The organism is Winogradskyella sp. HaHa_3_26 (assembly GCF_019278425.1).
Classification (GTDB): Bacteria; Bacteroidota; Bacteroidia; order Flavobacteriales; family Flavobacteriaceae; genus Winogradskyella; species Winogradskyella undariae.
In genome coordinates this window covers 538,416-564,340 of sequence record NZ_CP058981.1, presented here as the reverse complement: position 1 = coordinate 564,340, position 25,925 = coordinate 538,416, and the positions used below count along the sequence as shown (strand labels likewise).

The window sequence follows — 25,925 nt, the reverse complement described above, 5'->3', positions numbered from 1 at the left end:
TTGTTAGTGTTTAAAATTTAATTTATATGAAAGTTTTAAAAAATAAGATCGGCCATTACCGATTAATCGTGATGTTGATGTTGAGCTTGTATGCGCTCCAGACGAGGCAGCAGTATTTATATTTACAACATCAAGAATATTTCTAGCTCCGAGTGTGGCTTCGATTTGAGGTGTAATTTTAGTTCGGATGGAAGCGTTTAACCATGTAAAAGATTCTGTTATACCTGTAAAAGTTTCACCATCACTATCACTAAAAAGACCTTCGGTTTCACCTGTGTATTTTAATTGCGCAGAAACTGTAGTATTCCAGCTTGGTAGTTGGTAAGCTAAAGACGTTTGAAGATTAAAACTCCATAAATAGTCAGTGTCATTAGATTCAGATTCTTGGATGTTATTTTTAACTCCGAGATAGGTGCCTCCAAGACCAATATTCCAGTTTTTATAAATGAAACTATTATCTAAGGTAAACCCTAAACGTGAGCTATAATCGATATTGTCTTGTGTGAATAAGGTTCTACCATCAGCATCTTCTGTCGTAATACTAGCAATAGCATCTTTTAAATAGATATGAAAAAAATTGAAGTTGGTCTTTAAATACCCTTCTTTCGCTATTTTAAAGTTGTCTTTTAAATTAATAAAAACCGAAATACCATCTTCAGGTTGTAGGTCTTCGTTTCCTTGTACGTTATGATTGGCATCTACAAAATAAAAGAATAGTTCCTCAAAATTAGGGGCTCTGTAAGCCGAGCCCACAACTGCTTTTAATTTAAGTGTTTCAGTGAAATTGTAATTAGAAGATAATGACCAAATTAAGTGGTTATTAAATTGTGTACTACTTGTAAACCTTGCACCAGGATGTATTGAAAGTTTTTGAGTGGGTTGAAACTCAGCAATCCCGAATAACTCGTAATTAGTGATTGTGTTTTCTACAACCTCATTAGAATAAGCTCCAGACGCATTAGCATCAAACCCAGACTGATTGGTAAACTCGTAACCAAGTTGTAAATCAAACCAACGCGATTGCGCGACAATATTATTTACAAAAGTTTTAGAATACCATACTTCACTAGATTGGCTTAATGCATCGGTTTCTACAGATTGTGTTTGTTGTTCAAATATGTTGTAAACTAACTCTTTATAGTTCCGTTTTTGATTTTGATAGGACAACGAAAAATTATATTGCGTCGCACCATTTAAAGAACCTGAAACATTTAGGTTATTAACCCATCGATCTGTTTTATAGTTTTCATCTAATGCCGTTGGGTTTAATTGGCCGTTTTCATATCTCCCGTTAACACTATGGTTATAGATATCTAAATCCTCATTAAAATATTGTAATTTGTAAAATATATTGTGTTTACCTAAGTCTAAATCTACATTGGCAGAAGCCGTAATTTGTTCTTTAGGATTCCATTCCGTCCCACGTAAACTGTCATTAACCACTAAATTATCTTCAATATTGACATAGTTTTGGCCTTTATACCCATTGTAATACCCTGCAAAATCATTTCTAGAAACACCAAAAGTGTAGGATAGCTTTTCATTTACTTGATTTGTGGCTCTAAAATTTTGAATGTGTCTCCCTTCATCAAAAAACTCAAATTCATTACCTACAGTTTCTTCCTGTAAAGCCATTTGTAATTGCCAACCGTCTTCTTTTAAACCGCGTTTGGTAATTATATTTATGACACCAGCAACAGCGTTATCACCATATAATACTCCCATTGAGCCTTCTACGATTTCAACACGTTCTACATCATCTATATTTAGTTGCGAAATATCAATGTTATTTCCAAGACCGTTATCGCTAACCATAGGAATACCATCAAGTAAGATCTTTACATACTGTCCATCTAATCCGAATAAACTCACTGTAGAACGTCCTGAAGATGCATCTGGGTTTACGGTAATATTTAAGTTGTTAAATAAGATATCCGCTAAATTGGCTCCTGCTACATTATCAATATCAGATCTCTTAATTGTACTTACCGTAAATAGTTTCTTACTTACAGCAGTAATATTACTTTCGCCTACAACAACGACTTCTTTTAATTTTTCAGTTGCAGTGCTGTCTCGCTTTTTGTCTTGCGCATTTAAGAAACAACTTAAAAAAAGTAAAAAATAAAATGGATTTTTATTTTTAATTAGACTCATTCTATATAAATTTGTCGCAAATATATAATCTTATTTTAATTCATTCTAAATAAGAATAGTTTTTTTAATTTTTTTTCAAACACAATAATAAAATCTAACAGATGAAGAAATTCGTTCCAGTATTATCTATTATTCTAGCACTCTCTTTAAGTGCTAATGCTCAAAAGAAAAAGACACAAGATCAAGAATCCATTAAAGAAATGTGTGGTTGTTTTGAGGTGACTTTTAATTTTACTGAGACTTTCAATTACAGTAATGATTCACTTTATAGACCTTCAGAAACTAAAGTAGATAGAGGGTTAGAGTGGGCACAGTTAGTAGAGGACGATTCTAATAAAATATCTATTCAACATTTATTACAAGTAGGAAATCCAGATGATCCAATGATTATTAAACATTGGAGACAAGATTGGTTGTTTGAGAATCAAGATTTTTATATGTACAATGGTGATAATAATTGGACGTTTGAAAAAAAATCTAAAGACGATGTAAAAGGACAATGGACACAAAAAGTGTATCAAGTAGATGATAGTCCACGTTATGAAGGTTCTGGATCTTGGGTACATGTAGATGGAAAAAATTATTGGGAAAATACTACAACAGCACCATTACCAAGACGAGAATACACTAAACGTAGCGATTACAACATAACATTAAGAGGTAACCGCCACGAAATTACTAACTTTGGCTGGGTACATGACCAAGACAATGAAAAAGTAGTGCGTGTAGCAGGATCTGAAGATGTAATTATAGCGAAAGAAAAAGGTTATAATACCTATAAAAGAGTTGACGAAAGTAGATGTCAAGCTTCAAAAGATTGGTGGAAAGCACAAGAAGGAAAATGGAAATTGGTAAGATCTAAATGGGATGATGTATATGGAAGAGATAAAGATCTAACATTAGAAGAAAAAGTGGATAATAAAGTATTGTATAAATACTTATTTGATGATGAAATTACTGCTAAAAAAGATATCAATAAAATTATTGAATCTTTTGTAAAATAAGATTAAAAACAAACATTTATATATGAAAACAATTAAGTCCGTAGTAGTATTACTTCTTGTCATATTGGCATTACCTGCTTTTGCCCAAAAGAAGAGCGAAAACATCTTTTTAAATCGTGATTTTTGGGGAACAAAACCAAGTGTAGAAACGGTTAAAGCAAAGATAAAAGAAGGGAATAATCCTTCAGAATCAAATAAGGCTAGTTTTGATGCTGTTGTTTTTGCAACTTTACAAGACACACCGTTAGAAACCATTAAATTTCTCTTATCTCAAAAAGGTAATGATGTAAATAAACTAACTCACGATGGTAGAACTTACATTTTTTGGGCAGCATATAATGGTAACGATGAATTAGTAAAATACCTTTTAAAAACAGGAGCTAAAACAGATATTACGGATGATAAAGGAAGTTCTATAATTAATTTTGCAGCTTCAGCAGGACAACAAAACACTAAAGTTTATGACCTTATTTTAGAAAAAGGAGTCAATTTAAAAACAGACTTAACACCAAGTGGTGCAAATGCTTTATTATTAGCAGCGCCAAGTGATAAAGATTTTAAGCTTGTATCTTATTTTCAATCTAAAGGGTTAGATATTAAAAGTGTTGATAAAAATGGAAACGGAATTTTTAATTATACAACGAAAACCGGTCATATTGATGCTTTAAAATCTCTTGTAAAAAAAGGATTAAAAGGTACAGATCAAGCTTTTATTTTAACAGCTACTGGTGCAAGAAGATCATCTAATGGCATTGAGGTTTATGAATATTTAACAAGTATTGGCTTAAACCCAAATACAACGAACAAAGAAGGTGTAACACCATTGCATATTTTAGCTTCAAGAAGTAAAGATGTAAACATCATTAACTATTTACTTAAAAATGGATTAGATGTTAACCAAGAAGATCATAAAGGAAATACGCCTTTTATTAATGCCGCTTCTAGTAATGATTTAGAGGTTGTAGAAGTTTTATCTTCAAGTTTAAAAGACATAAATACTACAAACAAAAAAGGACAAACAGCTTTAGATTTAGCTGTGGCAGGTAACAATACTGATGTTGTAGCATTTTTAATTGAAAACAAAGCTGATACAAGTTTATTAGATGCAGATGGAAATAATTTAGGCTACTACCTTATTGATTCTTACTCAGAAAGAAATAAAAAGGAATTTTACAGTAAGAAGGAATTATTAACTGAGAGCAAAGTAGATTTAACTGCGACTCAAAAAGATGGAAATACATGGTTTCATTTAGCTGCAGAAAAAAACAGTTTGGAGTTATTAAAAATAGCTTTAGAGATGAAACAAGATATTAATGCTAAAAACAATGAAGGAAACACAGCATTGCATTTAGCGGCTCTAAAAGCTAAAGATGACAGTGTTTTAAAATTTCTATTAAAAAATGGTGCTAAGAAAGATGTTGTAACAGATTTTGAAGAGTCTGCTTACGACTTAGCTAAAGAGAACGAGTTATTAGCTAAGAATAATGTCTCAGTTGAATTTTTAAAGTAATATAATTTTAAATATGAAGAATATAAAACTTATAATTTTAGTCTTTACTATAGCTTTTGGCTTAGTATCTTTTAATACCTTATCTGAATCTTCAAAGTATAAATGTATGATTCAAATGACAAATTATACAGGTGAAGGCGCCTATATTGTCATTTCATTATTAAATCCTGAAGGTGAATATGTAGAAACCCTTAACGTTATTGGAGACGATGATGAATGGTATAATACCATAGAATCGTGGTGGGATTTCTACGGAAAAAAACGAAATGATATTGATGCGATTACTGGAGCAACGGTAAGTGGAGGTCAGCGTACTATAAATGTTATTGAAATAGATAACGATAAATTAGACAAAGGCTATAAACTTAGGTTTGAATCAGCAGTTGAAGATCAAGAATATTACGAAAGTGATGTCGAGTTAGAGTTAACTTCAGCTAATGTAAAAAGTAAAGTAGAAGGTAAAGGATTTATCCGTTACATACGTATGATGCCTCAATAAAAGCAATGCAAATGACCCTTTCTATTTGGAGATTTAGTCACCTTATGTTGGCTTTGGTATCTTCTCTTTTTATTGTTTTAGCTTCCATAACTGGTACCATTTTGGCTTTCGAGCCTATTTCTAATCAGTTGGAATCTTATCAAATTAATGAGGACACAACTTTAGCCACAACGATAGAAAGTTTAACTAATAACTATGACGAAATTATTACCATCTCAACGGATGAAAATGATTTTGTCATAGCGTCGGTTATTACAAATGAAGGTGATAGTGAAACCTTTTACATCAACCCAGAAACAGGGGAGAAGTTAGGTGAGCTTATTGAAAAATCACCACTTTTTAAGTTTACCACTAATTTACACCGTTCTTTATTTCTAAAATCTACAGGACGTTTTATTGTTGGTTTGGTGTCGTTTTTTTTAATATTAATGGCTCTTACAGGTTTGGTATTAATCGCCAAAAGACAAGGCGGAATTCGTCGTTTTTTTTCTAAAATAGTTAACGAGAATTTTGAACAATATTATCATGTAGAATTAGGACGTTGGTTTCTAATTCCTGTGATCATTGTCGCATTTACAGGCGTCTATTTATCATTAGAAAAGTTTTCTCTTTTACCAGAATCAAATATTACGCATACTTATCCTGAAGATGTATCTGAGGATATTGATAAAATACCATTTTCAGATTTTGAAGTTTTTAAGGCCACACCAATCTCTGAAGTTAAAAATTTAGAATTTCCTTTTTCTGATGATGTAGAAGATTACTTTTTTATCACATTAAAAGATAAAGAACTTTTAGTCAATCAAATTTCGGGCGAAATTGTAAGCGAACAGCGGTATACTTTGGTTCATATGTTATCGCAATGGAGTTTGTTTCTGCATACAGGCCAAGGCACTATTTTATGGTCTATTGTTTTAGCATTGGTTGGTGTTGTCTTGTTATTCTTTATTTATTCTGGTTTTGCTATGACTTTAAAACGTAGAAAGTCAGCAGTGAAAATCAAGAATAAATTTAAAAAAGAGGACGCAGAATATATTATTCTAGTAGGTTCAGAAACAGGAAGTACATTTAATTTTGCAATTTCATTTTACAAAGCTTTATTAGTTTTAGGCAAGAAGGCATACATCACAGAGTTAAATCAATATGCGACATATAATAAAGCAAAAGAGCTCATCATTTTTACAGCAACTTATGGCGAAGGAGATGCGCCAATAAATGCAACTAAATTTGAAAAGTTATTGGGAACAATTCAAAATTCTACGTTAGATTATTCTGTAGTTGGTTTTGGTTCTTTATTATATCCTGAATATTGTAAATACGCAGAAGAAGTTGATGAGCTGCTAAATGTGCATCCAAATTTTAATCGAAAATTAGAATTAGTAAAAATCAATAATCAATCTTTTGAAGCTTTTAAAAATTGGGTTTTACAATGGAATACCGTTTCTAATCAAAATCTGGTTATTACACAACCGACAGAAAAATTAAATTCAAAATATACACGAACGTTTAAAGTGGTAAAACGAACGGAGTTAAATATAGATGATACTTTCTTGTTGCAGTTAAGGCCATTAAAGAAGATTAAATTTCAGTCTGGTGATTTACTAGCATTTAAGCCTAATGAAGATGAAGCTGCCAGAGAATATTCAATTGCCAAAGTAGAAGGAGATATTCTTTTAAGTATTAAAAAACACGAAAAAGGACTGTGTTCTACCTATTTCAGCACACTAAATACCGCTGATACTATTACAGCAACGATAAGTGAAAATAAAGAATTTCATTTACCAGCTAAAACAAAAGATGTCATTTTAATAGCCAACGGAACCGGTATTGCACCATTTCTGGGGATGATTAACGACAATAAAAAACAAAAAAATATACACTTGTTTTGGGGAGGACGAACCAAGAGATCTTTAGAGTTGTATTCGGGTTTATTAGAAGAAGCAAAAAAGCAAAATAAACTAAACCAATTGCAAACAGCATTTTCTCAAGAACAAGCAGAGAAAATTTACGTCCAAGATCTTTTATTTCAAAATGAAGAATTTATTGCAAAGCATTTTCAGCAAAATGGAGTAGTCATGATTTGTGGGGCTATAGCCATGCAGAATCGTGTTTTAGATGTCTTAAATAATATTACCACAGAACAACTCAACAAACCATTAAGTGCATTTGAAAGTAACGGGCAAATTAAAATGGATTGTTATTAAAAAAGAGAACTTATGTGTCATAATATAAAAGTTTTATCAAAAGTTAGTAATGGTGAATTATCTATATGTAAAGAATGTAATATTTACCATTTAGAATTTAATAATATCTACTTTGAATTCACAGAAGAGCAATACCATCGATTTAAAACCTATTTATTAAAGATAGAAGAAGATTATTGGGAAGAGATGTATGCTGATGCAAAAGTGAAACGAAAAATTCCTATTCCATCTATTCAAGAGAATTTGGTTTTAATGTTTAATAAGCAAGAAATACTAGAGCTTAAAGCACTTTTTTGTCATAGAGGTAGTGTTTATGAAAATGAAATAACCTTAATTGATATTGATTATACTTTTATTTTGAACTAAAATGGATGAGATTGAGTTAATTTATGGTAATTATTTAGGTATTTCATTTTTTTTTAAACGATGCACTGTAAAGCAATGCAACAAAATACAGTTGGTATTTAATAAAATTGTTTTTGATGTAACGACTCTAGAATTAGAAAAATTACAGCAAACAATTAAATCTACCTTAAAGACTTTAGAACAATCTAAGCATCTTAATTTAGATTGTAACTTAAAAGATATTTATGTTTTATTTAAAAGTGAGAAACAAATTTCTTTTAACTTTCAAGAATTAAAAGCTTTTAAGAATCTTATAGATGGTACCGTTTTTAATTTAAATACTGTAATATACAGTCTAACATCTGCTTAAAATTTATTTAAAATTATTCTAAATTAACTTTGTGTTAATTATTTTCTGCTTTAAGTTTGCATCACAAAAAGTAATCAAAAGTTTTATGTTTAAAAAAGCATTAATTTTCTTAACAATTATTATTGTAGCTATAGCTTGTAGCTCTTCAGACGATAGTACAGGTAGCAATAATACCGATGATGGTTTTGACCGTACTGCACTTTTAACTAACGTTGCAGATAACATTATTATACCATCATTTCAAGACCTACAAAGTAAACTTTCAGCTTTAGATACAGCAAAAGAGGACTTTCTTAATGATAAATCTACTACTAATTTAGAAGCTTTAAGCAATACTTGGTTAGAGGCTTATAAGGTTTGGCAACACGTACAAATGTTTAATATTGGTGAAGCTGATAATGTTGGAGGTAGTGAAGAAAGAGGTTTTGTAAGTTTTTTTAATATTTATCCTGTTACAGTTGCAGATATTGAAAACTCAGCAAGTACAGGTGGGTATGATTTAAATACATCAGAATATTTTGATGCACAAGGTTTCCCTGCTTTAGATTACTTAATTCATGGTACAGCAACAGGAGATGTATTACCTTTAGAAAAGTTTACTACTAACAGTGATTTTAATGAATATTCAGCGTATTTAACTGACGTAGTGGCACAAATGATTACAAAAAATAATGCTATTGTTAATAATTGGGAATCTAGCTACAGAAATACATTTATAGCAAATTCAGTTAGTGGTCTTAATGGCTCTTTTAACATGTTAGCTAATGATTTTCTTTTCTTTTATGAGAAAGGATTTAGAGCCGAAAAATTTGGTATTCCTACAGGTATTTTTTCTAATGGAGGAACACTTCCTGAAAAAGTAGAAGCTTATTACAAAAATGATGTTTCTAAAGTATTAGCGTTAGAAGCGTTAACAGCAATTGAAAATGTTTTTAATGGTGTAAGTTATACCAATAACACTAGCGCAATTGGTATTAATACTTATTTAGAGTTTTTAGATAGAGAAGACTTAGTAACTGATATTAATAACCAATTTACAGCAGTAAGAAATACTGTTAACGGTTTAGATGCAAGTTTTTCTCAGCAAGTTATAGATAATAATATTCAAATGAATGCAGCTTATGATATTATACAAGCAGCAGTTCCGAAGTTAAAAGTTGATATGGCGCAATCTTTAAATATTGTTATAGATTTTAATGACAGTGATGGAGATTAATCTTTTTTTTTAATAAAACACTAGAGGTTGTCTTATGGCAACCTCTTTTTGTATTACATATAGAAATGCTAACTAAAATAAAAACATACTTAGATACAAATACTAACGCAGCACCTTTGTCTGTTTTTAGAATAGGTTTTGGTGTTATGATGTTAGCAAGTATTATAAGATTCTGGTCTTATGGTTGGATTGAAAAATTATATCTAGAACCTAAATTTCACTTTACTTTTTATGGTTTTGAATGGATAAAACCTATAGGGAATTACACTTATTTATTATTTGCAATATGTGGTTTAGCTGCCTTTTTTATACTTATAGGATTTAAATACAGAATTGCAATTATTACATTTTTTCTAAGCTTTACTTATATAGAATTAATGGATAAAACCACCTATTTAAATCATTACTATTTCATAACTGTATTAAGCTTTTTAATGTGTTTTTTACCTGCTAATGCTTATTTTTCTTTAGATGCATCAATCCGTAAAAAGCAGTATAAACAAATTCCGAAATGGACAATAGATAGTATTAAACTATTACTTGGTACAGTCTATTTATACGCAGGTTTAGCTAAATTAAATAATGATTGGTTGTTTAAAGCTATGCCATTAAAAATATGGTTACCATCTAAATACGATATTCCCATTATAGGAGAAACTTTAATGCATAAAGATTGGTTTCATTTTGCGATGAGTTGGTCTGGAATGTTTTACGATTTAGCAATTCCATTTTTACTACTCTATAAAAAAACAAGAACCTTAGCTTTTATAATAGTGGTAATTTTTCATGTGTTTACTAGGATTTTATTTCCAATTGGGATGTTTCCTTATATCATGATTGTTTCTACATTAATATTTTTTGATGCTACTGTACACGAGAAAATTTTAAATATTTTTAGAAAAGGGATTTCGTTTTTAAAATTCAAAACAATAGCATTATCAGATCAGGCATATCGCTATTCTTACAGAAAATTAGTGCATCCAATTTTAATAGTGTTTTTTGCATTGCAATTGGTGTTTCCATGGCGGTATTTAGTGTATCCAAACGAATTATTTTGGACCGAAGAAGGCTTTCGTTTTTCATGGCGTGTTATGCTAATGGAAAAGGCTGGTTATGCTAATTTTAAAATTGTAAATAGCGAAACCAATGATTTTTTCTATGTAGATAATACTGATTTCTTAACGCCTTTTCAAGAAAAGCAAATGAGTTTTCAGCCCGATTTTATTCTAGAATATGCCCATTATTTAGGCGATCATTTTAAAAGTCAAGGCCATCAAAATATACAAGTTTTTGTAGATTGTTATGTGGCATTAAATGGACGGTTAAGTCAACCTTATATCGATCCTAAAATAGATTTATACAAAGAAAAAGAATCATTTAAACATAAAAACTGGATACTACCATTCAATGATGAAATTAAAGGTTTATAATATATTAATCGTTTTATTAGTTTCAATTTCGACTGCTTTATCTCAAAATAAAGTATCAGGAATTGTAACTGAAAGTGAAACAAATAGTCCATTAGCTAATGTTGAAGTTTTTGAAAAATCTTCAGGGATGTTAGCAAAAACAGATGCTTCAGGTTATTTTGAGTTTACTACTAATAAAGAGAAGTTAACAATAGTGTTCTTTTCTTATGAATTTCAAGTTATAGAAGTTGAAGCTTTGATTAATGGTGAAACAAAAATTAACCAGAAATTAATACCAATAGGAGAGGAATTAACTGCAGTAGAGATCACTTCACGTAAATCTAAAGTCTTTGAATTAAGTCGCTTACGAGATGTGGAAGAAACTGCTATCTATGCAGGTAAAAAATCAGAAGTTATTTTAGTAGATCAGTCCATGGCTAATTTAGCAAGTAATAATGCCAGGCAAATTTATAGCCAAGTAGCAGGTTTAAACATTTTTCAGAATGATGATGCAGGCTTACAATTAAATATTGGTGGTCGTGGTTTAGATCCCAACCGAACTTCTAACTTTAATACACGGCAAAATGGTTATGATATTAGTGCTGATGTTTTAGGATATCCAGAAAGTTATTATACACCACCAGCTGAGGCTTTAGAGCAGATCCAAGTGGTGCGTGGTGCAGCATCATTGCAATATGGAACACAATTTGGAGGACTCGTAAATTTTAAGTTTAAAGAGCCTAACCCTAACAAACCTATAGAGTTTGTAACAAGAAATACAATAGGAAGCAACGGACTTTATACCAATTTTACCAGCTTAAGTGGTACCAAAAACAAGTTTAGTTATTATACTTATTTTAATTATAAAAAGGGAGATGGTTTTAGACCAAACTCAGAATTCGAATCTAAAAATGCTTTTTTACACTTAGGATATCAATTATCAGATAAAACTAAGATCTCTGCAGAGGTAACTTATTTACATTATTTAGCGCAACAGGCAGGTGGTTTAAGTGATGCGATGTTTAATGACGATGCTTTTCAAAGTAATAGAACACGTAATTGGTTTCAGGTAGATTGGTTATTGTATAATTTTAAATTAGCACATAAGTTTTCAGAAAAAACCAATTTTACATTTAACTTTTTTGGTTTGGATGCAGAGCGTAATGCATTAGGTTTTAGAACTAACCGACAAGATATACCTGACGATTTTAATGAACGCGATTTAATTAAAGGAGAATATAATAATTTTGGTTTTGAAGCCAGATTATTAAGTAAATACAAGCTTTTTGGTAAAGATGCTACAGGTTTAATTGGTTCTAAATTTTACAAAGCAAATAACACTTCTATTCAAGGACCCGGAAGTGATGGTATTGGTCCCGATTTTGATTTACAAACAGAAACTTACCCTAATTACGCCAGCCAATCTAATTTTACCAATCCTAATCTAAATATTTCTGTTTTCGGAGAAAATATTTTTTATCTCAATGATAAATGGTCTATAACACCTGGTTTTAGAGCTGAATATATAAAGACCGAAAGTGATGGTTTCTCTAAACGTATTAATTTAGATGGAGCAGGTAATGTAATTTTAAACGAAACCATATATTCCGATGATTTAAACGAGCGTTCTTTTGTATTGTTTGGCTTAGGCGGAAGCTATAAACCTAATGATAATGTAGAGTTTTATGCCAATGCCTCTCAGAATTATAGATCAGTTACGTTTTCAGATATCAATTTAGTGAACCCTAATTATAGTGTTAGACCTTTAGTTGATGAAACAGGATTAACAGCAGATATAGGATTTAGAGGGAATTATAAAGATGTTGTTTCTTTCGATTTTAGTGCTTTTAGCCTTTTTTATAACGACAGAATAGGAATTACTTTAGAAGTGCAAGAAGATAATAGCGTTACTAAAGTTAGAGACAATATAGGAGATGCTTTTATTTATGGATTAGAGTCTTTGATAGATTTTGATTTGAATAAACTCTTCATACAAAATAGTAAGTATAGACTGAATTACTTTGTGAATACTTCCATTATTAATTCAGAATATATAAAGTCAGAAGAAACAGGAGTAGAGGGTAATAAAGTAGAATTTGTACCACAGCTAAATATAAAAACAGGCTTGCGTTTTGCTTATGAAAACTTTCAGGCAAGTGTTCAATATACGTATTTAGCAGAACAGTTTTCTGATGCGACCAACTCTGGTAATGATCCACTTGGTAGTTCTGGGATAATAGGTTTAATTCCTTCTTATGATATTTTAGACTTATCGCTATCTTATCAACACAAACAGTTTAAATTAGAAACAGGAATTAATAATGTTTTAGATAATACTTACTTTACCAGAAGAGCCACAGGATATCCTGGCCCAGGTATATTACCATCATCACCAAGAAATTGGTACCTTACTTTAGATATTAAAATTTAGTGGTAGAATTAGAGTTAAATAGTGAGTTTTAAGCATTTATTTTACTCGTAAATGAAGCTTTATATGGCATTTAAATAAACCATCTTGTTTATGGCTTATAATGTTGCTTTTCCTATAACTATGGTGTTATAAAAAAGAAAACTCATTCCGTTTTACATTAAGTATAGTATAAAACGAAATGAGTTTTAAAGATAATTTTATAAGTGTTTTATAGAAATGAATTAACTATGAAACGCTTAAAATAATAGATGATTTTTAATCACCATCAGTATCCGTTGTTGTAATAACAATAGATAAAATACTTCTTACATCTACAGCAAATAAAATACGTAAATCTTCTAATTTAGAATGAAGATCTTCAACTAAAGAATGATTAACCTCTACAGCTTCACTTAATGGAATTGTTATAGCATCGAGAGCTGCGTAAATTTCTGTTATCTTAGTTTGTATAGCATTATTTAAATCTGTGGTATTAGTTATAGAAAATACATAATCATCAACACCTAATCCATTTGGGTTAAAATAGGCTGTTTCTACACTTTTTACACTAGCTTCTACTAAAGCTTTAGAAGTAGTGCTATAATATGCTTGAGCTAATTCAGGATTGATAACTTGTGAGTTTTCTAAACCAGCAGGCTTTCCTACTTTAGTTGTTTTAGTAACATCTATGGCGTTATACATTCCATTATAATATTGGTTAAAGGAACCTTGAATACCAGAATCGTCATTATTAATAAAAACAGTCGCATAATCTTCACTAGGATCGCTCCATATATCCTGAAGACGTTCTGCTCTTGAAGTAAGATAAACTGAAGATAATCTTAAATAATCTCTGCGTTTTTCAGAATTAATAAAACCAGAATTAATAGTTGTTAAATCTTCTGCAAATAATAAATACTCTAATGCAGCTAATGATTTAGCTTGTGCACTAATAGTTGCCATAAAATCAGCATCTATAGTATCATTATCAGAGATAAAAAACTCAATAGCACCACTTACTGTTGGCCAATTATAAATAGAAGAATTTATAAATTGACTTCTAGCAGTACCAATATGGTGTACATAAGTTTTTTCATAAGCAATAGCCGTCAACTTCCATTGTTCTCTTGCGATCTCTAAATTTGCTTCAGTAGTATTATTTACATAATCGCTTATGTTTTGTTCGAATGTATTTGCAGAATTTGTAAAAGTAGCAATAGAAGGTACAATTTGCTGATTTGTTACATCGGATAATAAGTCCTTAACTTTAAATCCATCATTAGAACTATCATCATTACTATTACAAGCAAAAAAGAGAAGAGTGCTTATAGTGAGCGTTAGAAATAAATGTTTTTTCATATTAATTTTTATAAGGAGTTAACGAAATCTATAACGCTTTCACGTTCTTCTTGCGATAAGTTTTTAAATGCATTTTTAATGTTTTCAGCTTCACCACCATGCCAAAGTATAGCTTCTTCTATATTTCTTGCACGACCATCATGTAAGAAAAATGTATGGTTATTCACAGTTGAAATTAGACCTATTCCCCATAACGGTTGTGTTCGCCATTCATTACCATTAGCATCAAAATCTGGTCTATTATCGGCTAAGTCATCACCCATATCATGTAATAAAAAATCAGAATATGGTTTTATTGTCACCCCTTCTAAAAGCGGATGAATTTCTGAAGTTCCTGTTGTTTGATTAATAGCATGGCAACTAACACAATTTAATTCATTAAAGAGTGCTTTTCCGTTTAATACAGATTGTTCTGTAAAATTCCTTCTGTTTGGTACAGCCAAAGTACCTTGATAAAATAGAACTTTTTCTAATTGATCATCGGTAACTTCTGGGTCTCCTCCGTTTGGTGCATCTATACAATCTTGTTGTGGAGAAGGACAATTGTTTTCAGTAAATAAAGAAGTGGTTAAACCCATATCTCCATGAAAAGCACCAGCAATTTGTTGTTTTAATGAAGGCATATTAGATTTCCAACCAAACCGTCCTAATTTATCAGTACCAGATGCTACATCATAAACATAATTTGGTTTACCCGAAATACCATCATTGTTAGTGTCAAACTCATCGACGTTTAGTAAAATTTGCTCTTCAGGTATAGCACTTATTAATCCTAGTCCAATAGTTTGTGTTGCTACTCTAGGAGACATTAATACACCAGCTAGGCTACCAAACTGTTCTTCACTAAAAGAATAAATTGGTTTTTGTAGTTGGTACGATGTACCATCTGCATATTCACCATCAATAGTTTCATAAGTAGCGATCACTTTTGCTTCAAAAGGAATACCATTATTAGATATATCTTGTATTTGTGTACTATAACTTGGTACAGGGTTTGGGTTTCCAAAAGCATCTTCCCCAGGTAAGCTAACACGCATTAAAAAACCATTAGAGTTTTCTCCATTAACAAGAGGTCCACCACGTCCATCTTTAAAGTGGCAACCAGCACATGCCCTCGCATTAAATGTTGGTCCTAAGCCATCTCTCCCTGTTGTAGAAGCAGGAGAGGAGACCCAATTTTGATTAAATAATGAGTTTCCGGTAGAAAATTGTCCGATTTCAGAAAAAGATAAACCATCTATTTCAAAACCAAATGCATTAGAACTAGTACTATTAACACCTAAAGAACCAGATAAATACTCTTCTCCTTCTTCATATGTATTTACAACAGCAGAGTAATTGTTGTCGTCAGAGTCACAGGATAAAAATCCTATAATTATCATTAAAAAAATGATGTTTTGTTTTCTTTTGAACAAAATATGTGTGGTTTTAAAAAATAGATAAATCCCAAAACGCGAAGTTCGGGATTTATCTAAGTTTAGAAAAATTAAATTTAAAAATTTAATTAAGGTTAATACCTATTACAGATGCTGAAGCACTAATTTCATCTGCTAAAATAAATAAAGCTTCTACAGCTTGCATTACTGGACCAGTAAGATCATCAGAAGTTTCTTGTGTAATTAAATAATCGAAAGGTTGTGCATTATCACCAACAACATTCACTTTAGTCATTGCGTTAGTCGCAGCTGTTTGTAAAGCTAGTGCTTGTGTTTCGTCTGCTTGGTTTACTAAATCGTAAAAAGAAGGTCCGTCAACAGATCCATAAGAACCATATATAACATTAATTACGCCTTGTGCATTAGCATATATATCTCTGTTTGTGTTATCAGAAAAACAAGAATGTTCATCTTCTTGACCTAAACCATTAATACCATCTGTAGAATCTACAGGAGCAATCATACGCTCAGAACTTAATTCATCACCCGCAATAAAGAAAGCACCATTAATAGCTTGTTGTAATGCTGTATCTGTATCTAAAGCTTCAAATACAGTTCTATAAGTACCACCTTCAGCCCAAGTATTAGTTAAGTCTAATAAATCACTAACTAATAAATCTGTTGTAACTGTTAAGTATAATGCTCTTCTATCTGCATTATCTGCAGTTGTATAATCCATGTAAGAACGTTGACCTGCTAAATTATCTGCAGGTACAGTATTGTCTTGTCCCCAAAGTAAAAATTCAATAGCATGCCATCCTGTACTAATTGACTTATCATTTTGATCTTCATTTAAACTAGATAAAGTAGCTTCGTCAATTGTAACGCTTAAATCACTTATAATACTATTGTAACTACCTGCATAATCTTCAGTACCAGTACTAACATAATCGATATAACTTTCATCTATAGGCCATGCATTCATAAGACCTTCTGTTCCTAATGACCAAAAATCACCTTCTGTATCTACAGGTCCATTAGTTTCTCTAAAAGCTTCTGTTTGTCCATATATTTCTCTAGCAGCAAACCAAGCATTTTTTGCAGTATTTAAAGTAGCGTCAGATGGAGATGCTACAAATGCTTCAATAGCAGTTTGCATAGTAACTGATGTATTATAGCTATCTAAATAAGATTGATAAACTAAATCTGCATAGTTAGAAATTACTTCTTCTTTTGTTACATCTGTACTCTCAGGGTTACTTTGGTTGTTATCATCATCACTTGAACATGCAAACGCAAATGAAACGGCTAGTAATAAAATTGAAATTTTTTTCATTTTGTTATTTAATTGTTAAATTTTATTTGGCGAATTTATTTTTTATCTCCGACATATCAAAATTTATTTAGACTAAATTTAAATAAGGATTTGGTGATTTAACTTTCTTTGCCTTATTTTTTATAAATTATCATTAATTGTTTGTGTGAATAATATGAAGAAATGTGTACAGGTACAAAAGTGAAACGAAAAATTCCCATACCATCAATTCATGAGAATTTGGTTTTAGTGTTTAATAAACAAGAAATACTAGAGCTCAAAACACTTTTTTGCCATAGAGGTAGTATTTATGAAAACTATATTTCGTTGAAAGACATAGAGTATACCTTAATTCTTAATTAATAAATGGTTTATTTTGATAAGATTTTTGCGCTAACTACAAGAGAATTTGTACTTAACAATAAAATAATCTTCAAAACCTCATATAAGCGTACTTGGTTGATATTAAATCCTTACCTTTGTGCGCAATTATATCTTAATTGCCATGACAGCACACGAAAATAAAATTGTTGGAGAAGGTCTTACTTACGATGACGTACTCTTAGTTCCAGCATATTCAGAAATACTTCCTAGAGAAGTTAGTATCAAAACCAAATTCACACGAAACATTACCATTAACATTCCTGTTATTTCAGCAGCAATGGATACGGTTACGGAAAGTAAAATGGCAATTGCCATGGCGCAAGAAGGTGGAATAGGAGTGTTACATAAAAACATGACTATTGCACAGCAAGCCGATAAGGTAAGGCGTGTAAAACGTGCTGAAAGCGGAATGATTATAGATCCTGTAACATTACCAATGACGGCAACTGTTTTTGATGCGAAATCAAATATGGCAGAACATAGTATTGGAGGAATTCCTATTGTAGATGAAGATGGAAAATTAAAAGGAATTGTTACTAATAGAGATTTACGTTTTGAACATGAAGGAACAAAACCAATTGTAGAAGTAATGACCAAAGAAAATTTGGTAACTGCTGCTGTTGGTACTTCATTAAAAGACGCAGAACAAATTCTACAACAAAACAAGATTGAAAAATTATTGATTGTTGATGATAATTTTAATCTAAAAGGACTTATTACGTTTAGAGATATTACTAAAGTAACTCAAAAACCAAATGCGAATAAAGATTCTTTTGGTAGATTAAGAGTTGCTGCTGCAATTGGTGTTACAGCAGATGCAGTAGAAAGAGCTTCGGCTTTAGTAGCTGCAGGCGTAGATGCTGTAATTATAGATACGGCTCACGGACACACTAAAGGTGTGGTTTCTGTATTGAAAGACATTAAAAAGAAGTTTCCTAAGCTCGATGTTATTGTTGGAAATATAGCAACAGGTGCTGCTGCTAAATATTTAGTGGAAGCAGGTGCAGATGCTGTAAAAGTAGGAATTGGTCCAGGTTCAATCTGTACAACAAGAGTTGTTGCAGGTGTTGGTTTTCCTCAGTTTTCAGCGGTGTTAGAAGTTGCTGCAGCGATAAAAGGTTCTGGAGTTCCTGTAATTGCAGATGGTGGTATTCGTTATACAGGAGATATTCCTAAAGCGATTGCAGCTGGTGCAGATACAGTAATGTTAGGTTCACTTTTAGCAGGAACTAAAGAAAGTCCTGGAGATACAATTATTTACGAAGGAAGAAAATTCAAATCTTACCGTGGAATGGGTTCTGTAGAAGCTATGAAACAAGGAAGTAAGGATCGTTATTTTCAAGATGTTGAAGACGATATTAAAAAATTAGTTCCTGAAGGAATTGTAGGTCGTGTACCATATAAAGGAGAACTAGTAGAAAGTATTCATCAATTTATTGGTGGACTTAGAGCTGGTATGGGATATTGTGGTGCTAAAGACATTGAAACTTTAAAAGAAAACGGACGCTTTGTTAAAATTACAAGTTCTGGGATAAATGAAAGTCATCCTCATGATGTAACGATTACAAATGAGTCACCTAATTATTCAAGATAACGAATTCCTGCGCAAGCAGGAATCTTATATAATAACAAAAAAACAGCATCTTCATAAGATGCTGTTTTTTTGTTATTAAATTTATATAAGGGGAATTAAATTTAGTTTTTAACGTGATTTAGATAGTAAGTCTCTATTAGTTTTAATGCCGATTTATGTACTCTACCTGCAGCTTTTTCATAATCAGAAGGTACATCATTAGCACCATTTTTAATGCCTTCATAAATTCCTGCGATAATGGTACCTAGAAATTCACCAAGTTCAGCTATTCTATCCGCTCTATAGGTTTCTACAGAAACTGAATTATAGATCAGGTTGGTGTTATAAACTTGATTGATATAAGTTGCAAGTTCCTTTTGAGAAATAGCCTCACCAACTAAGTTATAAATGTTACCATTATGCTTTTCTTCTAAAAGCATTTTTGAATATGCATAACCTAATTCTTCGCGACTCGTATAGTTACATTTTCCTTGGTCTGCAGAATTTCTTATTCCATCTTCTTTTATGTAAGTATCTATGTATTCTAAATCAGGTTCAATATAAATTCCATTTCTGCCAATAACCCATTGCAAACCAGAATTACGTATGTCTTCTTCAGTCTGACGATTGCTTTGAACTACAGGACTAAAGGCATTATTTTCTTCAGCTCCAATAATACTAGTATACACTATTTTTTGTACACCATTTTGTTTCGCAGCTTCAATGACATTACGGTGTTGTTGAATTCTTTTCTGAGGATCATCCATACCAGAAACGAGCAGTACGATGTCTATACCTTTTAAAGCAGTATTAAAATCTTCACGGTTATTATAATCTCCATTTCTAACTTCCACACCTAAGTGTTTTGCTTTTTCTGGTGTTCTCGCAATGGCTATTACTTGCTCTTTTTTAGTGGCTTTTAAAAGTGCTTTTACAATTTCGGACCCTAAATGTCCACTAGCTGATGTGACTGCAATCTTCATAATATTTAGTTATTTTAGGATGGATTAGATTTTAGTTCTTCCAACTCTTTTTCAAGTTGTTCGGCTTTAAATTTAAACTTTTCTAAAGCCTTTTTCATCTGACCAATTTTTTTAAAAGCTTCCTCATCTTGAACCACTTTATACGTGGTTTCTCCATCTTTTACTTTTATTTTTGAATGGCTCCCACATGTTGGGCATTTTGCGACTTCGCTCATAATATATTTTTAAGGCAAAGTTAGAAATATAACCAAGGTTGTAAAAGGTGAATCCGCTATTAAAAATGGTAAATATGAAACTTTAAAGCTAAAGTGTAGATTTGAATTCTTTAGGAGAAAGACCTGTATGCTTTTTAAAAAACTTCGTAAAATTAGTGACTTCATCAAAGCCGTTTTGATAAGAGACTTCTTTTAGACTTATAGTGCTACTAAAAATAACACGCTTAATTTCTAGAATGACATAGTTGTCAATAAAATGCTTTGCCGTATTTAGTGTAATGGCTCTAACTATAGTGTTGAGATGTTTTGTGGAGATGTTTAATGATTCTGCGTAATCTTTTACGTTCCGTGTTTTCGTATAATTTTCTTCTACTAAATTTTTAAAATCAATAAATAGCGTTTGATGTTTCTTATTGAAGGTTTTTAATGGTGAATTATAAGTTTCACGTTCTAATTTTAATAAAAAAAGTTCTAATATTTTGGCAACTATTTCATTTTGAGCATACGTGTTTTTACTGTTAATTTCTTCGGTAATACGTTCTAAAAAAAAGTTGTTTAAACTACTGTTTTCAACCAATGGATCAGAAATATGATAGTTGTATAAATGCGAAATAAATTCAATTGATGATTTTGAAAAATATTTTAAAACAAAATCCTCTGTAAATATGACTAGATAACCATCGTAGGTCGTATGATCTTTAAAAGCATTTACCTGACCTTTTGCAATTTTGAGAACAGACCCTTTTTTAATTTTGTAATTTTTTAAATCTACTTGATGTTCTCCTTCACCTTCTGTGACAAGCAATAAAGCAAAAAAAGAAATTCGGTGTGGCTGATGCGGATTATGGTTAGGGTCTTTTTTGATTCTTTCGAATATTTCGGCCACTTTAATAAAATCAAAGCCTGTAGACATAGAGCCTTTGGTAATTTTAAAAGATATATTGGGGAAATTATTCAATGTAGAATTTATTTATAGTTTTTGAATAAAAATAGTCATTATTATGGATTATTCCGAAGATATATAAAATGGTTAATTTGGGTATTATTGCCGAAGTTTTCTAGGCTATTTTATGAAAAGTAAAACAGCATCTGAAAAGATGCTGTTTTTTGTTATTATAAAACTTGATGTATATAAACTAAGCTTGGTTAGCTTTTATAGGACAACCAATAGCTTTTGTTAAACTAGGTTCTGGTTTCTCACCTTTTTCTAATGCTTCAATAGCATCTTCTACAAACTTCACTTTTACATCCTCTGGTGATTTTGCATTATCATCGATGGTACCAATATATTGCACTTTACGTTCAGCATCTAGTAAAAATACATGAGGAGTTCTAACAGCACCATATTGTGGGTATATTTTTTGACCTTCATCTACTAAATAAGGGAATGTAAATCCTTTTTCTTTAGCACGTGCTTGCATCGCTTCATAACCTTCTTTTACATTTTCAGGGCTATTAGGATTAATTGCAATTACAGGATATCCTTTTGGTGCATATTCATTATTTAAAGCAATTAATCGATCTTCATATAATTTAGAAAACGGACATTCATTACAAGTAAATGTTACAATATAACCTTTAGCATTTTCTAAACCTGCTAAAGAAACCATTGTGCCATCTACATTTTTAAGATTAAAATCTGTAGCAACATCTCCAATTTTGTAACCTCCAATTTCTTCTAAGGTTTTGGTTTGTTCAGGGCTACCTTGAGGTGGTCCTTTTTTATCACCACCATGTGGAGGTCCTTTTCGGTCTCCATCATGATGAGGAGGATGTTCTCCTTTATGTTCTTTATGTTGATTTTCAGCAGTAGGTTCTCCTGATTTTTTTTCTTCATTTTTACAAGATACAAGTACACTTGCCGATAAGCCAATAATGGCAATTAGAACACTGATTTTTTTCATGTTTGATTTAATTTTTAATTAAGTTTTCTTATTTGGTTTTCTAAATCTTCTAAATTTTCAAAAGAACGTTCGTAAAATAAGCGTTCATCTTTGTTGAACATAATAGTAAATGGAATGGCTCCAGACCAATTAGGATCTATTTTATCGATCCATGTGTTAGCATCTGGATCATCCAATAGTACAACTTTTCGGGTTATATTTTTTTTCTTTAAGAAAGGTTTAAGTTTTGTTTCTATTTCTTTTGGAAAATCTAAGCTTACCAAAATAACTTCTACATCTGGGTGTTTTGCTGCAAATTCTTCAATGTATGGTAATTCTTTGACACAAGGAGCACACCACATCGCCCAAAAATTAACGAGATATGTTTTATCGGATTCGGTGTAAATTAAAGGTTCAAATTCACTGAAGTCGTAAACAGGGATTTCTTTATTGACGTCAGTTACATTAGTACTTTCTACTTTTTTTTCTGACGTTGTATTATTACAATTAGTAGTAAGTAAAAGGATGAAAAACAATGTAAATATTGAAAATTTAGAGTGTTTTGATTGCTTTGTTTTGAGCATGTTTAAAATTTTGTATTCAATTTTATGAAAGTTTGACTTTGTAAAATAGTGAAGGTTTAATTGAAAATTAAATTTTTTTAGTTAGACCATACTGCATAGCCTTCTCTCCGCAATTCTAATGTGATTTGTGCTTCGGCTTTTAATGCTTCTGCTCTTGTAAAAAAAGGATCAATATGATTGAATAGACTAGGTCGTAAATAAGTGCCATATTTCTCAACAATATTTGCTGATATTTTATGGCCTTTTTTATTTCTATGTCCTGTTTTATGTTGAAGAAAACGTTCTTTAGGTGTTTTGGATGTCATGCCTACATACAAGCATTCCAAAACACCATTGAACTGTGGATTAGCATTTCTAAACTTTGTGTTTTGTGTAAAAACACGTTTAGATAACTCTATGACATATATGGTATAGAGCGTTTTTGCCATAAAATAGATGAATTAAATTCTAGAAGAATATTTAATTATTTTAATAAAAAGCTTTTTAAATCGTCATAAGAATCAATTTTTATAGAGACTTTTTCTTTGTGCATAACCGATTGAATTTGCGGTGGTAAATCAATATCTTCTTTAATAACATCAGTAACTACATTTAAAAACTTAGTAGGATGCGCTGTTTCTAAAAACACAACATGAGCATCATTTGATTTTAAGTATTCTTTGGCACCTAAATAACCAACAGCTCCATGAGGATCTGCAATATAATTCCAATCATGATAAATTTCTAAAAGCGCAGCTTTAGTTTCTTCATCCGTAAAACTATAAGAAGATAAATTAGCTTTTAAAGTATCATAATCATTGTTGTGTAACTCTTGTATTCTAATAAAATTACTAGGATTACCAACATCCATAGCATTACTTATAGTTTGCACTGAAGGTTTTGGATTATAAGACTGTGTAAGCATATAATTTACAATCGTATCATTGGCATTATTGGCTGCAATAAAATGTTTAATAGGTAAACCTAATTTTTGGGCTACCATACCTGCGCAAATATTTCCGAAGTTTCCACTAGGAACGGAGAATGCAAGGTCTTTATGTTTAGATTTTAATTGCTTGTAGGTAAACATAAAGTAAAATAGTTGTGGTAACCAACGTGCAATATTTATAGAATTTGCTGAGGTTAATTGCATTTTACTCGTCAATTCGGTATCCATAAATGCCTGTTTAACCATATCTTGGCAATCATCAAAAACACCATCAACTTCTAGAGCTGTAATATTTTGACCGAGTGTAGTTAATTGCTTTTCTTGAATATCGCTCACTTTTCCGTTAGGATAAAGAATAACAACATTCACACCTTTTACACCTAAAAAACCATTAGCAACTGCACCTCCTGTATCACCAGAAGTCGCAACCAAAACGGTAACATCTTTAGTATTTGTTTTGTTGAAATAGCCTAAACAACGTGCCATAAAACGCGCACCAACATCTTTAAAGGCCATTGTTGGTCCATGAAATAACTCTAAAGTAGAAATGTTTTCATTGATTTCTACAACAGGAAAGTCGAAGTTTAAGGTTTCTTCAATAATTGTTTTTAAAACGTCTTCAGGAATTTCTGGTGCAATAAATTGTTTAATCGCTTCGAAGGCAATTTCTGTATTCGATTTATCTTCAATCGTTTCAAAAAATGAAGGATCTAAGGGTGTTATCGATTTAGGAAAATACAAACCTTTATCTGGAGCTAGACCTCTAACAACAGCATCTTCAAAAGTTGTGTTAGGAGCTTTTTTATTTAGTGAGTAGTAATTCATAGTGTTTTGACAGAAGACGGAAGACTGATAACAGACTGCCGAATTCATTTTTAGTTAATATTTCTTTTAAATGCTGCCATTTTGTTCATTAAATGAAAAGCAGAATTGTATAATTTGATAAAAATTTCTTCCGAGATATAATTTCGTCGTTTTGTTTTAAATAAACAAGTTACAACTTCAGCTAATGAGCGAATAGAATAACCTATAAATTTTCTCTGTTCTGGATTTGATTGACCAATTGAACCTTCAGATATGTTAAGTGCAACAGAATCTACAGCTCTCATAATTTGAGATTTTAAATTAAACTTCTCTTTATCTGGAAATAGTTGAGAAATATCATTTATTACTTCTCCGTAATCCATAGCGTCTTGCCAAATAATCAGTTTTTCAAATTTGAATTTATTCATAATCTCAATTTTAAGTCTCGGCCATTTCTGTCTTCCGTCATTCTTTCTACAAAACCCGAATCCCTTCAATATTAATCTTAGAAACATAAGTTTCAAATTGTATATCTGTTGTTTCGTATACTTTTCTTATCGCTTTTTCGACTTCTTTTGCTGTAGCTTCACTTTTACTCAACATAAAAATTGAAGGTCCTGAGCCAGAAATAGCACAACCAAGTGCACCTGCCTCTAATGCTGCGCTTTTTACATCATCAAAATGCGGAATTAATTGTTTGCGATAAGGTTCTATAACCACATCAATTAATGAGTCTTTTATTAAATCGTAGTCTGAAGTATGTAAGGCATGTACCAAACTTCCAACATTAGCCCATTGTGCTATAGCATTACTTAGTGGAATCTCTTTTGGGAGAATAGCTCTAGATTCTGATGTTTTAATTTCAATTTGTGGATGAATTAATGTCGCAAATAAATCGGGTGGAGTAGGGAGCTCTAAAATTTGTAATGGACTTGCACTTTTTACAAGTGTAAAACCACCAAAAATAGCAGGTGCTAAATTATCAGCATGTTCACATTTACTCGCTAAAGCTTCCCCTTTCATGGCGAAATTTGTGAGTTGTGTTTTATCTAGCGGATAACCTAATAACGCATTCATCCCAAAAACACTTCCAGCTGCACTTGCAGAACTGCTTCCAATACCACTTCCTGGTTTTATCTTTTTATAGATTTCAATTTCAAAACCACAGTCGGGCTGTAAGGCATTATACATTGCTAAAGCAGAAACTCCAGCAACATTCTGTTCCGCTTCAAAAGGTAAATCGTAACCTTCAATTTTTGTGATTTTAATACCTTTTTCTTCAGTTTTTCTAATGATCATTTCATCACCAATAGTATCTAAACAGAAACCTAACACATCAAATCCGCAAGCAACATTAGCAACTGTAGCTGGAGAAAATATTTTTATTTCTTTATTCATCA

The 25,925-nt window shown here is 31.3% G+C and carries 24 protein-coding genes; 11 read left to right on the top strand and 13 right to left on the bottom strand.

Features of this window, described 5'->3' with window-relative positions:
* Positions 1-3: 3 nt before the first annotated feature.
* Positions 4-2,154, bottom strand: a complete 2,151-nt coding sequence (locus H0I32_RS02410) for a TonB-dependent receptor plug domain-containing protein (RefSeq protein WP_179313953.1) — start codon at positions 2,152-2,154, stop codon at positions 4-6.
* A gap of 101 nt (positions 2,155-2,255) precedes the next feature.
* Between H0I32_RS02410 and H0I32_RS02405 the strand changes: the two genes are divergently transcribed.
* The 9 genes from H0I32_RS02405 to H0I32_RS02365 all read left to right on the top strand — a co-directional run bounded on the left by H0I32_RS02405 (position 2,256) and on the right by H0I32_RS02365 (position 13,142).
* The gene (locus H0I32_RS02405; protein WP_179313952.1) at positions 2,256-3,158 is read left to right on the top strand and encodes a DUF6607 family protein; all 903 of its coding nucleotides are present in this window, start codon (positions 2,256-2,258) and stop codon (positions 3,156-3,158) included.
* Between the two features lie 22 nt (positions 3,159-3,180).
* Positions 3,181-4,668, top strand: a complete 1,488-nt coding sequence (locus H0I32_RS02400) for an ankyrin repeat domain-containing protein (protein WP_179313951.1) — start codon at positions 3,181-3,183, stop codon at positions 4,666-4,668.
* Positions 4,669-4,681: 13 nt separating this feature from the next.
* Entirely contained in the window at positions 4,682-5,167 is a 486-nt protein-coding gene (locus H0I32_RS02395) for a DUF2271 domain-containing protein (RefSeq protein WP_179313950.1), read from the top strand.
* Between the two features lie 11 nt (positions 5,168-5,178).
* Positions 5,179-7,371 carry a PepSY domain-containing protein gene (locus H0I32_RS02390; RefSeq protein ID WP_179313949.1) on the top strand — a complete coding sequence of 731 codons (2,193 nt, stop codon included), beginning with the start codon at positions 5,179-5,181 and terminating at the stop codon, positions 7,369-7,371.
* A 12-nt stretch (positions 7,372-7,383) separates the two neighbouring features.
* Entirely contained in the window at positions 7,384-7,737 is a 354-nt protein-coding gene (locus H0I32_RS02385) for a DUF6686 family protein (RefSeq protein WP_179313948.1), read from the top strand.
* 91 nt (positions 7,738-7,828) lie between these two features.
* Complete coding sequence (locus tag H0I32_RS02380; RefSeq protein WP_218747112.1) at positions 7,829-8,086, top strand: hypothetical protein; 258 nt, start codon at positions 7,829-7,831, stop codon at positions 8,084-8,086.
* A gap of 85 nt (positions 8,087-8,171) precedes the next feature.
* Positions 8,172-9,302, top strand: coding sequence for an imelysin family protein (locus H0I32_RS02375; RefSeq protein ID WP_179313946.1), 1,131 nt, complete (start codon positions 8,172-8,174; stop codon positions 9,300-9,302).
* 65 nt (positions 9,303-9,367) lie between these two features.
* Entirely contained in the window at positions 9,368-10,732 is a 1,365-nt protein-coding gene (locus H0I32_RS02370; RefSeq protein WP_179313945.1) for an HTTM domain-containing protein, read from the top strand.
* A complete protein-coding gene (locus H0I32_RS02365) occupies positions 10,710-13,142 on the top strand; it encodes a TonB-dependent receptor domain-containing protein (protein ID WP_411292366.1) in 2,433 nt (810 codons plus the stop codon). The genes H0I32_RS02370 and H0I32_RS02365 overlap by 23 nt, the downstream gene beginning before the upstream one ends.
* Positions 13,143-13,397: 255 nt before the next feature.
* Here H0I32_RS02365 and H0I32_RS02360 read toward each other — a convergent pair whose 3' ends face one another.
* The 3 genes from H0I32_RS02360 to H0I32_RS02350 all read right to left on the bottom strand — a co-directional run bounded on the left by H0I32_RS02360 (position 13,398) and on the right by H0I32_RS02350 (position 17,192).
* Positions 13,398-14,480: an imelysin family protein gene (locus H0I32_RS02360; protein ID WP_179313944.1), complete on the bottom strand. Its 1,083-nt coding sequence runs from the start codon at positions 14,478-14,480 to the stop codon at positions 13,398-13,400.
* A gap of 8 nt (positions 14,481-14,488) precedes the next feature.
* Complete coding sequence (locus tag H0I32_RS02355) at positions 14,489-15,862, bottom strand: di-heme oxidoredictase family protein (protein WP_173586914.1); 1,374 nt, start codon at positions 15,860-15,862, stop codon at positions 14,489-14,491.
* Between the two features lie 118 nt (positions 15,863-15,980).
* Positions 15,981-17,192 (bottom strand): imelysin family protein, encoded by a 1,212-nt coding sequence (locus H0I32_RS02350; RefSeq protein WP_179313943.1) that lies wholly within the window; start codon positions 17,190-17,192, stop codon positions 15,981-15,983.
* A gap of 162 nt (positions 17,193-17,354) precedes the next feature.
* Here H0I32_RS02350 and H0I32_RS18135 point away from each other — a divergent pair, with 162 nt between their 5' ends.
* Together H0I32_RS18135 and guaB are read left to right on the top strand one after the other, a co-directional pair.
* Positions 17,355-17,534 (top strand): DUF6686 family protein, encoded by a 180-nt coding sequence (locus H0I32_RS18135; RefSeq protein ID WP_394366308.1) that lies wholly within the window; start codon positions 17,355-17,357, stop codon positions 17,532-17,534.
* Between the two features lie 142 nt (positions 17,535-17,676).
* Positions 17,677-19,149: an IMP dehydrogenase gene (gene guaB / locus H0I32_RS02345; protein ID WP_173587029.1), complete on the top strand. Its 1,473-nt coding sequence runs from the start codon at positions 17,677-17,679 to the stop codon at positions 19,147-19,149.
* A gap of 101 nt (positions 19,150-19,250) precedes the next feature.
* Here the strand turns inward: guaB and H0I32_RS02340 are convergent, their stop codons facing one another.
* The 9 genes from H0I32_RS02340 to H0I32_RS02300 all read right to left on the bottom strand — a co-directional run bounded on the left by H0I32_RS02340 (position 19,251) and on the right by H0I32_RS02300 (position 25,923).
* The gene (locus H0I32_RS02340) at positions 19,251-20,111 is read right to left on the bottom strand and encodes an SDR family oxidoreductase (protein ID WP_179313942.1); all 861 of its coding nucleotides are present in this window, start codon (positions 20,109-20,111) and stop codon (positions 19,251-19,253) included.
* A 14-nt stretch (positions 20,112-20,125) separates the two neighbouring features.
* Positions 20,126-20,326 carry a hypothetical protein gene (locus H0I32_RS02335; protein WP_179313941.1) on the bottom strand — a complete coding sequence of 67 codons (201 nt, stop codon included), beginning with the start codon at positions 20,324-20,326 and terminating at the stop codon, positions 20,126-20,128.
* A gap of 88 nt (positions 20,327-20,414) precedes the next feature.
* Positions 20,415-21,239 carry a helix-turn-helix domain-containing protein gene (locus tag H0I32_RS02330; protein WP_218747111.1) on the bottom strand — a complete coding sequence of 275 codons (825 nt, stop codon included), beginning with the start codon at positions 21,237-21,239 and terminating at the stop codon, positions 20,415-20,417.
* Between the two features lie 223 nt (positions 21,240-21,462).
* Positions 21,463-22,230: a thioredoxin family protein gene (locus H0I32_RS02325; protein WP_173586919.1), complete on the bottom strand. Its 768-nt coding sequence runs from the start codon at positions 22,228-22,230 to the stop codon at positions 21,463-21,465.
* Between the two features lie 14 nt (positions 22,231-22,244).
* A complete protein-coding gene (locus H0I32_RS02320; RefSeq protein ID WP_179313939.1) occupies positions 22,245-22,793 on the bottom strand; it encodes a TlpA family protein disulfide reductase in 549 nt (182 codons plus the stop codon).
* Positions 22,794-22,870: 77 nt separating this feature from the next.
* Positions 22,871-23,221, bottom strand: a complete 351-nt coding sequence (locus H0I32_RS02315) for a GIY-YIG nuclease family protein (RefSeq protein WP_173586921.1) — start codon at positions 23,219-23,221, stop codon at positions 22,871-22,873.
* A gap of 35 nt (positions 23,222-23,256) precedes the next feature.
* On the bottom strand, positions 23,257-24,546 hold the full coding sequence (gene thrC / locus H0I32_RS02310) for a threonine synthase (protein ID WP_173586922.1): 1,290 nt from the start codon (positions 24,544-24,546) through the stop codon (positions 23,257-23,259).
* Positions 24,547-24,596: 50 nt separating this feature from the next.
* The gene (locus H0I32_RS02305; RefSeq protein ID WP_179313938.1) at positions 24,597-24,953 is read right to left on the bottom strand and encodes a four helix bundle protein; all 357 of its coding nucleotides are present in this window, start codon (positions 24,951-24,953) and stop codon (positions 24,597-24,599) included.
* A gap of 46 nt (positions 24,954-24,999) precedes the next feature.
* Positions 25,000-25,923: a homoserine kinase gene (locus tag H0I32_RS02300; RefSeq protein WP_173586924.1), complete on the bottom strand. Its 924-nt coding sequence runs from the start codon at positions 25,921-25,923 to the stop codon at positions 25,000-25,002.
* Positions 25,924-25,925: the final 2 nt, after the last annotated feature.